Here is an 8370-nt window from a genome sequence, read left to right as displayed (position 1 = left end):
CACAGGGCAGGGCGGGGGCCGCCGACCTCGGCCGCAGGCTCCCGGCCGACCCGGGCCGACCTCGGCCGGTCAGCCGCCGGACGGCAGCCGGGCGGGTTCGAGCAGGACGCCCCGGCGAGGCGGGCGAGACTGAGCCCCCGTCTACGGCATCACCCTGCACAGTGCGTCCAGCGCGCCCGCCCACGCGCTGTCCGGGGGAGCCGCGTAGTTGACCACCAGAGCGTCCCGCTCGGGCAACCGCCAGCCCGAGTCCGCCACTTCGTAGCGGAACTCCGCGATCCCGCTGACCGCCAGGCCTTGCCAGGCCGCCGCCTGGACGACCGAGTGCTCGGTACCGGGCGGGAGTTCGAGGACCACTTGCAGCCCGGCGGCCATGCCGGTCACGCGGATGCCGGGGGCCTTCTGCGCCAGGGCAGCGATCAGTTGGTCGCGGCGGCGCCGGTAGCGCAGCCGCATCGAGCGCACGTGACGGTCGTACGCGCCCGACGCGATGAACTCCGCGAGCGTCAGCTGCTCCAGCGTGCTCGACACCTCGACGGCCCCCTTGGCCGCCACGATGTCCGAGACCAGTTCCTCGGGAAGCACCATCCAGGCGAGCCGCAGGCCCGGCGCCAGCGACTTGCTCGTCGTGCCGAAGTACACCACCCGCTCCGGGTCGAGGCCCTGTAGAGCGCCCGCCGGCTGACGGTCGTATCTGAACTCCCCGTCGTAGTCGTCCTCCAAGATCAGCCCGCCGGTGGCACGCGCCCAGTCGACAACCGCCGTGCGCCGGTCAGGGTTCAGCGGGACCCCCGTCGGGTACTGATGCGCCGGTGTCATCAGTACCGCGCCGACTCCGCGCAGTCGCGCCAGATCGTCGGTGCGCGCGCCATGTTCGTCGACGTAGAGGGGTGGGGTGCGCAGGCCGGCGCTGGTCAGCAGGTCGCGATAGAAGCCGAGGCCGTACGACTCGATGGCCACCGCCCCTGCCCGCCGCGCCTTGAGTGCCTGCGCCATCAGCATCAGACCGTGGTGGAAACCGGAGCTGATGACGATCCGCTCCGGTTCGGCGTGCACCCCGCGGGCCCGCGCCAGGTAGTCCGCGAGGGCGGTGCGCAGCTCTACCCGGCCGAGGGCGTCGCCGTAGCCGAAGGCGTCGTGCGGAGCGGCGGTCAGAGCGCGGCGGGCCGCTTTGAGCCACTGCGTGCGGGGAAACTCCGCGAGGTCCGGCGAACCCGGCATCAGGCCGTACGTGGGACGGGGTTGGGGCGGCCTCGTGCGGGGAGCCGCGGGCGCGGCCCTGCGCGGCTCGGCCCGCTTGGCCACCCGGGTCCCGGAGCCCTGCTGGGCGGTGAGCCAGCCCTCGGCGACCAGTTCGGCGTAGGAGTCGGCCACGGTGTTACGGGCGATGCCAAGATCGGCGGCGAGCGTACGGGACGACGGCAGCCGGGTGCCGGGCACCAGACGCCCCGTGCGCACGGCCTCCCGCAGGGCCTCTGTGAGCCCGGCGCGCAGCCCGGGTCCGTTCAGCTCCAGGTGCAGGTCGGCGCCGAACGCGGAAGGTGGGGCGGCCGCCGAATTGGCCCAGGAATCCGTCATGGAAGTGGACCATATCCGAGTGCCACCGGGGGCGTAGCGTTGTGGGCATGGCGAACGAAGCACAGGAGAGCAAGGAACGCCTTCCAGAGCACGCACCACGCCTGGACTGGATGAAGCTCGCCCCCGAGGTCTACAAGGCCTTGATCCGTCTTGACACGGCCGCGAGGCAGGGCGTCGAGCCGACCTTGCTCAACCTGGTCAAGATCCGCGCGTCCCAGATCAACCACTGCGCCTTCTGCCTGGACATGCACAGCAAGGACGCGCTGGCGGCCGGTGAGTCGGCGGAGCGGATCGTCCAGCTCAGCGCGTGGACGGAGTCGAGGCACTTCTACACGGCGAAGGAGATCGCGGCGATCGAGCTGACCGAGGCGATCACCGTGCTCACGGACGGATTCGTCCCGGACGAGGTGTACGCCAAGGCCGCGAACGAGTTCGACGAGACCGAGTTGGCCCACCTCATCGCCGCGATCACGGCGATCAACGCGTTCAACCGCTTCGGGGTGTCCACCCGGATGGTCCCCGGTCACTACACGCCGCGCGCTCAGCACACCGGCCGAGCGACCCACGCACCTCCGTCCGCACCATCACTCCTCCGCATTCCCTCAGGACACGTGTAAAGATGACTGCCTCCACCTTCCGCGCGCTGCACCAGGGCCGCGCCGTCGGCGACCCGCTCGTCCTGCCGGGGCCGTGGGACGCGGCCAGCGCTCGGGTCCTCGCCGATGCGGGCTTCCCGGCACTCGCCACCCCGAGCGCCGGAATCGCCGCTTCGCTCGGTTATGAGGACGGGTCGACCCCGCCCGACGAGATGTTCGCCGCGGTGGCGAGGATCGTCCGGGCCGTTACCGTGCCCGTATCCGCTGACATCGAGGGCGGTTACGGCCTCGCCCCCGGGGAGTTGGTCGGGCGGCTCCTGGAGACGGGCGCCGTAGGCTGCAATCTGGAGGACTCAGAGGGGCACACCACGCTCAAGGACCCTCAGCGGCACGCGGATTGGCTGGCCGGGGTATGGGCGGAGGCGGGTGACGCTCTCTTCATCAACGCGCGCGTCGACACCTTCTTGTTCGGGACGGGTGACCCGGCCGACGCCGTGGCGCGCGCCCGCCTGTACGTGGCCGCCGGCGCCGACTGCGTGTACCCGCTCATGGCGCCGCCCGAGGTGTTCCCGGTGTTGCGGGAGGGCATCGAGGGCCCTCTCAACATGGCTTCCAGACCGGACAAGGAGTCCGTGGCCGAGCTGGCACGGCTGGGCGCGACGCGCATCACCTTCGGTCCGGGGATGCAGCGGCACGCGACGGGGGCGATCGGCGAACTCGCGGCGCGGCTGCGCGGCTGAAGATCGCTCTCCTCGGTCCCCGCAGCGGGGGCTCGATCGACCCCGCCCGCCAGTTCGGTCCTGCCGCGCTCTCTGGGCAGACCACCGATCTGTGGATCTATCTGGTCGCCTATCCTCGGTTACGCACTCACGGCCACCCGAAACGCCGTGTGAGGACGCGCGCGATCCAGCCTCCGCGTTTCATGACAAGGGTCACGATCGTCATCTGACAAGACCCGCCTGATTCATCTCGACTTGACGCATGCCGATATGGGCATATGATTGCGGCCATGGCACGAGCAGCGACGACGTCGGACGTCTTCAACGCGATCGCCGAGCCGCAGCGCCGGGAGATCCTGGTGCTGCTGCGGGCGGGTGAGCGGCCGGTGACCGAGCTGGCCCGGGAGCTGGGGATGACCCAGCCGGGGGCGTCCAAACACCTGCGGGTGCTCCGGGAGGTCGGGCTGGTGCGGGACCGCAAGGCAGGCAAGCAGCGCCTGTACGGCCTTGACGCCCGCGGGCTGCGGCCGGTCCACGAGTGGACCGGCGGGTTCGAGCGGTTCTGGAACGAGAGCTTCGACCGGCTGGACGCATACGTGCAGGACCTGAAGCAGGCAAGGCAGGAGGAGTAGCTGATGAGCGTGACGGGACGAGGAGCGCCGGCGCAGTTCGCGACGGCCGACCGCGAGATCGTGATCTCCCGGGACATCGACGCCCCACGGGAGCTGGTGTTCGAGGCGTTCACCGAGGTCCGGCACCTGTCGCGGTGGTGGGGACCGGAGGGGTTCACCACCACCACGCGGGCGTTCGAGTTCCGCGAGGGCGGGGAGTGGGACTTCGTGATGCACGGACCGGACGGGACCGACTACCAGGAGTGGATCACTTGGACCGAGATCGTCCCACCGGAGCGGATCGCGCTGCTGCACGGCGAGTCCCGCGACGACCCCAACGCCTTCGAGTCGGTCCTGGCCTTCGAGCCGGCCGGCGAGGAGACCCGGATCGTGATGCGCACGGTGTTCCCCACCAAACAACTGCGCGACGAGGCGGTCGAGAAGTACCACGCGATCGAGGGCGGCGAGCAGACGCTGCGCAACCTGGCGGCCTACGTCGCCGAGATCGCCCAGAAGAAGGAGGGCCGCTGATGGCCGGGAAAGTGTTCTTCAGTGTGTCGATGTCGCTGGACGGGTTCATCGCGCCCGAGTCGATGGAAGGGTTTCTCGCCACGCCCGAGCAGCGGGAGCAGGACCCGAGGCTGGAGCGCTGGATGGCGCAGTGGATGGAACTGCAGGCGTGGATGTTCCCGCAGCGGTTCTTTCGGGAGAACCTGAAGCTCGGCGAGGGCGGCGAGGAGGGGCGCGACAACGAGATCGCGCGGGAGACGTTCGAGCGCACCGGCGCGAGCGTCATGGGCAAGCGCATGTTCGACGGCGGCGAGCAGGCGTGGCCGGAGGAGGCGCCGTTCCACACGCCGGTCTTTGTCGTGACGCATGAGAAGCGTGACCCCTGGGAGCGGCCGGGCGGGACCACGTTCCACTTCGTCAACGACGGCATCGAGTCCGCGCTCGACCAGGCCCGCGAGGCCGCCGGTGACCGCGACGTCCGGATCGCGGGCGGCGGCGCGACGATCCTGGAGTACCTGAACGCCGGCCTGATCGACGAGTTCTCGATCGCGCTGTCGCCCGTGCTGTTCGGCTCCGGAATCCGCCTGTTCGAGGGCGTGGACGCGGGCCGCGTGGCCCTGGAACCGGTCCGCGCGGAGCCCTCCCCGAGGGTGACGCACCTGACCTACGCCGTCCGGGAGCGGTAGGCGCACGGCGGACGACACACGGCGGACGGCGGACGCGAAGGAACACCCACGCGGTGCGCACTAGCCTGAGCCGAGTCAGGTTTCAGTTGTGGCGGCGTCCGGGTCGCGTCAGGAGATTCCGAGGGACTCCTCCAGGTGGGCGAGTGCGTCGGCGCCGTCGTCGGCGAGGAAGACCAGCTCGGCCAGGGGCATCGGCAGGAACCCCTCCTCCTCCATCCGCCGGAGCTGGAGTGTCAACCCGTTGTAGAAGCCCACCGTGTTCAGCAGCACCACCGGCTTGTCGTGCAGTCCGTGCTTCCTCAGCTCGAGGATCTCGGTCAGCTCGTCCAACGTGCCCAGGCCGCCGGCGATCACCACCACCGCGTCCGATCTGGCGAGCAGCAGCGCCTTCCGTTCGGCGAGATCCTTGGCGATCACCATCTCGTCGGCGTCCTTCCTGGCCAAGGCCCGGAGAAAGCCGACCGAGACCCCGACCAGCCGTCCTCCGGTCTCCCGTACTCCGTCGGCGACGACCTTCATCAGCCCGGTATCGGATCCGCCCCACACCAGGGTGTGGCCGCCCTTGCCGATGAGCTCGGCGAACTCGCGGGCCGGCCGGGTGTAGCGCTCGTCGAGGTCGGCGGCGGAGAGGAAGACACAAATGTTCATGATTGAACTATATGGTCGTCCAGGGCGTTGACCTGGACTTCTGCCGCCTGCCCGTGCTCCTGACGGAGACACGGGCAGGCGGCGTCCGTCGTGGACTCCACGCGGCCGAGCATGCGACCCGCGCAGGCGACCTGGACGGTCTGTCAGCAGCTGTGGACCCACTCGTGGGAGCTGTAGCTGTTGTCCCACATCCCGGTGTCGTAGGTCTCTCCGGGGTTGACGCAGACACCGCGGTCCCCGTAGTTGACGTCGTGGTAGGTCACGACGTTGTCGACACGGGTGGCGCTGCTCGCGCGGCGGTTGTACATGGACTCGGCGTTGTCGCCCATCGTCCCCCAGTTCGAGGAGTTCCCGGACCAGGAGGCCATGGAGCCCGAGAATTCGTCGTTGATCCAGGCGCAGAAACGGTCGGTCGGGCATTCGTTCAGGGCGGCGTTGGCGGTGCCCGGCGCCGCCACCAGTGCCGCCGCCACGATGGGCAGGCCGATGGCCATGGCCTTGAGAGTCTTGATCACGAGGGATCCTTTCCGTTGTGTCCGGTCGAGCAGTGCTGTGGTGCTAGGCGTCGGCCAGGACCCGCCTGGCTTGGGGAATGGCCTTGAGCTCGAAGGACTTCAGTGCGTCGAGCTCGTGCGCGAACCTCCTCTCGATCTCCGGTCGGTGCCTCCGCTCCAGGGCGCCGATGGTTCGGGCGAACCTGGTGGAGGTGGCGCACTCGGCCTCGGTCACGGCCGCGGCGATCTCTTGCGGCTGGGCCTGCTCGCCGGCGGACTCAGGTGACGCGGGGGCGACAAGGCGCCGCAGTTCGTTCGGGGTGGACGCGGCATACCCGCGCTTGCGCACACACGTCACCCAGGCGGCGAGCCCGGTCCGGTACTCAGGCGTTGCGACCACCTTGTCGTCGACATAACTGTCGAAGTGGTCGACGGTCCGCCGCACGCGGTACCAGCCGGCGAGATCGCCGTAAAGGGTGCGTCGCGCTTCGGCGGTGCAGCCGTTGTCGGGCGCCGAGAGCCGGCCCAGGCGGGGAAGGTCCACGACGAGCTGACGTCCGGATCCCATGAGCGTCCGGTGCCAGGCGTTCTGCCGCCCGGGTGACAACTTCCCCAGGTTGCCGACGTTGGCGTCCTGGCCCCCCGCGCCGGGTCTGCCGAGCAGGTTTCCGTATCCGTGCTTGCGGGCCGACCCGACATCGTCGAGCACGTAGCGGAAGTCCGGTTGCGTCGACGAAGGCGGCGGCTGCTCGGCGTACGCGAAGCCGTGCCGGGCCATGCAGCGGGCGATCAGCCGCTCCGAGGCCCGGTGGAGCAACTCGTCATCGGTGGCGGCCACTGGCCGATCGCCGGAGGTCGGTGCGTCTTCGGCGGAACCCGTTCCGTTGCTGACGACCACCCACCCGGCCATAAGGCCGAGGGCGATTCCGGCGGCGGCGCCGGCGACCGTCAGGCGGCGCCTCGTGCCCCTGTCCCGGGAACCGGTCGGCTCGCCTGAAGGCCCTGGATCGTGCCGGGGTTGTCGAGCCATGCGAAGTACTCCTGAAGGTCGGTGTCACCGGTGCGCTCGCGTTCGCCTGCGCTGCGGGCTGATCGCTGAGCCATCGTCGCAACGGCCGCATTCACGCGAGCTTCAGAGGAGCTTCACCGCTGCTCAGGACGGGTATACGGGCGAGCTCGCCATCACGACCGGCCTGCGTTGTGCCGCGAGCACGGCCGGCCGCGGCCCGCGCGGTCGCCCGCACCAGCGGTGCCATGATGATCGGCATCGGCGGGTTCCTCCCGGTGGGAGGCCGACCAGCCGACGGCCCCGCCCCGTCCGATCCCGAGGAGCGCCGTGCACGATCCGACACCACCGGACCAGGCCAGCCCTGAGGTGCAGCGGCGCCGGAGGCTACGCGGCGTTCACGCTGTTCCCCGAGGACACCACGGTCCCCATGGTCGAATACAAGATCAACCTTCTGGCACCCGCCTTCGGGCCCGGGCGCGCACGCCGACTGCTGATCACCCGTGTCGCCGCCACTCCCGGCATCAGGGTGCCTCATCACTTTCGTCGGCGTCGGGCCGTGACCGCGGAACGGCCGAACGCAACGCCTCGCGGAGGAGCGCGACGGCCGGTGGGACCTCCGTGTCGCTGATGTTGCCGTACCCGAGGACGAGCGCGCGCTCCGCCGACGGCTTCGCGCGGTAGTCGTCGAGGTCCGCCAGGCGCAGCCCGGCGGCGGCCGCGGCCCGGACGACTCCGCGGGTGTCGACGGTTTCCGGTAGGTGCAGCAGAATGTGCAGCCCGGCGGCGGTGCCGGCGACCCGGCCCTCCGGCACCTGGGCGCCGAGCGTCCGGACCAGCAGGTCGCGGCGGGCGCGGAACCGCCGGCGCGCCGCTCGCAGGTGCGCGTCGTACCACCCGCGGTCGATGAAGGTGGCGAGCGCGAGCTGGTCCAGCACAGGTGGCGCGGCGGCGACGAGGTTCGCCGCCCGCAGCACCGGGGTCATCGCGGCAGGCGCGACCAGCCAGCCCAGGCCGAGGGCCGGCGACAGCGTCTTGCTGACCGAGCCGAGGAGGAAGACCCGGCCCGGATCCATGCCCTGCATGACGGCGACCGGGTGGTGGTCGTAGCGGAACTCGGCGTCGTAGTCGTCCTCGATGACGAAGCCGTCCACCTCGCGGGCCCAACGCACCAGACGTGCCCGGCGTGCCGGGGACAGCACCGTGCCGGTGGGAAACTGGTGCGCCGCGCCGACGATGACGGCGCGGGCCGGGGTGCGCGCGAGATCGTCGACGCGGAGGCCGTCGTGGTCCACGGGCACCGGGTGCACGCGCAGGCCGGCACTCGTCGTGGCGTCCCGCAGCCGCCCCCAACCAGGGTGTTCCACGGCCAGATCGGCGATCCCCTCGGCGCGCAGCGCTCTGCACGTGCGGACCAGGCCGTCGGTGATGCCCGCGCACACGGACACGGAGGCGGCCTGCGCGTCCGCGCCGCGCGAGCGCTGCAGGTACTGCGCGACGGTGGTACGCAGCACCGGGTGCC

11 protein-coding genes are annotated in these 8370 nt (G+C 70.6%); 6 read left to right on the top strand and 5 right to left on the bottom strand.

The genetic code is table 11. The features are described 5' to 3' along the window. Window positions 1–141: 141 nt before the first annotated feature. A complete protein-coding gene (locus HKK72_RS32105; RefSeq protein ID WP_187238188.1) occupies window positions 142–1578 on the bottom strand; it encodes a PLP-dependent aminotransferase family protein in 1437 nt (478 codons plus the stop codon). Window positions 1579–1625: 47 nt separating this feature from the next. Between HKK72_RS32105 and HKK72_RS32100 the strand changes: the two genes are divergently transcribed. Genes HKK72_RS32100 through HKK72_RS32075 form a run of 6 tightly spaced genes read left to right on the top strand, consistent with a single transcriptional unit; the run spans window position 1626 to window position 4700 of the window. Next, window positions 1626–2195 carry a carboxymuconolactone decarboxylase family protein gene (locus HKK72_RS32100; protein WP_187238187.1) on the top strand — a complete coding sequence of 190 codons (570 nt, stop codon included), beginning with the start codon at window positions 1626–1628 and terminating at the stop codon, window positions 2193–2195. Between the two features lie 2 nt (window positions 2196–2197). Continuing rightward, window positions 2198–2914 (top strand): isocitrate lyase/phosphoenolpyruvate mutase family protein, encoded by a 717-nt coding sequence (locus tag HKK72_RS32095; protein WP_187238186.1) that lies wholly within the window; start codon window positions 2198–2200, stop codon window positions 2912–2914. Next, complete coding sequence (locus HKK72_RS42960; RefSeq protein WP_187238189.1) at window positions 2911–3123, top strand: aquaporin; 213 nt, start codon at window positions 2911–2913, stop codon at window positions 3121–3123. The genes HKK72_RS32095 and HKK72_RS42960 overlap by 4 nt, the downstream gene beginning before the upstream one ends. Window positions 3124–3183: 60 nt before the next feature. Next, window positions 3184–3525 carry an ArsR/SmtB family transcription factor gene (locus HKK72_RS32085; protein WP_138643695.1) on the top strand — a complete coding sequence of 114 codons (342 nt, stop codon included), beginning with the start codon at window positions 3184–3186 and terminating at the stop codon, window positions 3523–3525. 3 nt (window positions 3526–3528) lie between these two features. Next, on the top strand, window positions 3529–4035 hold the full coding sequence (locus tag HKK72_RS32080) for an SRPBCC family protein (protein WP_187238185.1): 507 nt from the start codon (window positions 3529–3531) through the stop codon (window positions 4033–4035). Continuing rightward, window positions 4035–4700 (top strand): dihydrofolate reductase family protein, encoded by a 666-nt coding sequence (locus tag HKK72_RS32075; protein WP_187238184.1) that lies wholly within the window; start codon window positions 4035–4037, stop codon window positions 4698–4700. The genes HKK72_RS32080 and HKK72_RS32075 overlap by 1 nt, the downstream gene beginning before the upstream one ends. Window positions 4701–4808: 108 nt before the next feature. Here the strand turns inward: HKK72_RS32075 and HKK72_RS32070 are convergent, their stop codons facing one another. From HKK72_RS32070 to HKK72_RS32055, 4 genes are all read right to left on the bottom strand, one after another. After that, window positions 4809–5348: a TIGR00730 family Rossman fold protein gene (locus tag HKK72_RS32070; protein WP_187238183.1), complete on the bottom strand. Its 540-nt coding sequence runs from the start codon at window positions 5346–5348 to the stop codon at window positions 4809–4811. Between the two features lie 143 nt (window positions 5349–5491). Beyond that, window positions 5492–5863, bottom strand: a complete 372-nt coding sequence (locus tag HKK72_RS32065) for a peptidase inhibitor family I36 protein (protein ID WP_187238182.1) — start codon at window positions 5861–5863, stop codon at window positions 5492–5494. Between the two features lie 43 nt (window positions 5864–5906). Next, a complete protein-coding gene (locus tag HKK72_RS32060) occupies window positions 5907–6872 on the bottom strand; it encodes a hypothetical protein (RefSeq protein WP_187238181.1) in 966 nt (321 codons plus the stop codon). A 500-nt stretch (window positions 6873–7372) separates the two neighbouring features. After that, window positions 7373–8370, bottom strand: a 998-nt coding sequence (locus tag HKK72_RS32055) for a PLP-dependent aminotransferase family protein (RefSeq protein ID WP_187238180.1), incomplete at its 5' end; no start/stop codon positions are given.

The sequence above is a fragment of the Actinomadura sp. HBU206391 genome, from assembly GCF_014323665.1.
Taxonomy (GTDB): domain Bacteria; phylum Actinomycetota; class Actinomycetes; order Streptosporangiales; family Streptosporangiaceae; genus Actinomadura_C.
The sequence above is the reverse complement of the archived record's forward strand: the minus strand, read 5'-3'. Positions and strand labels throughout refer to the sequence as shown.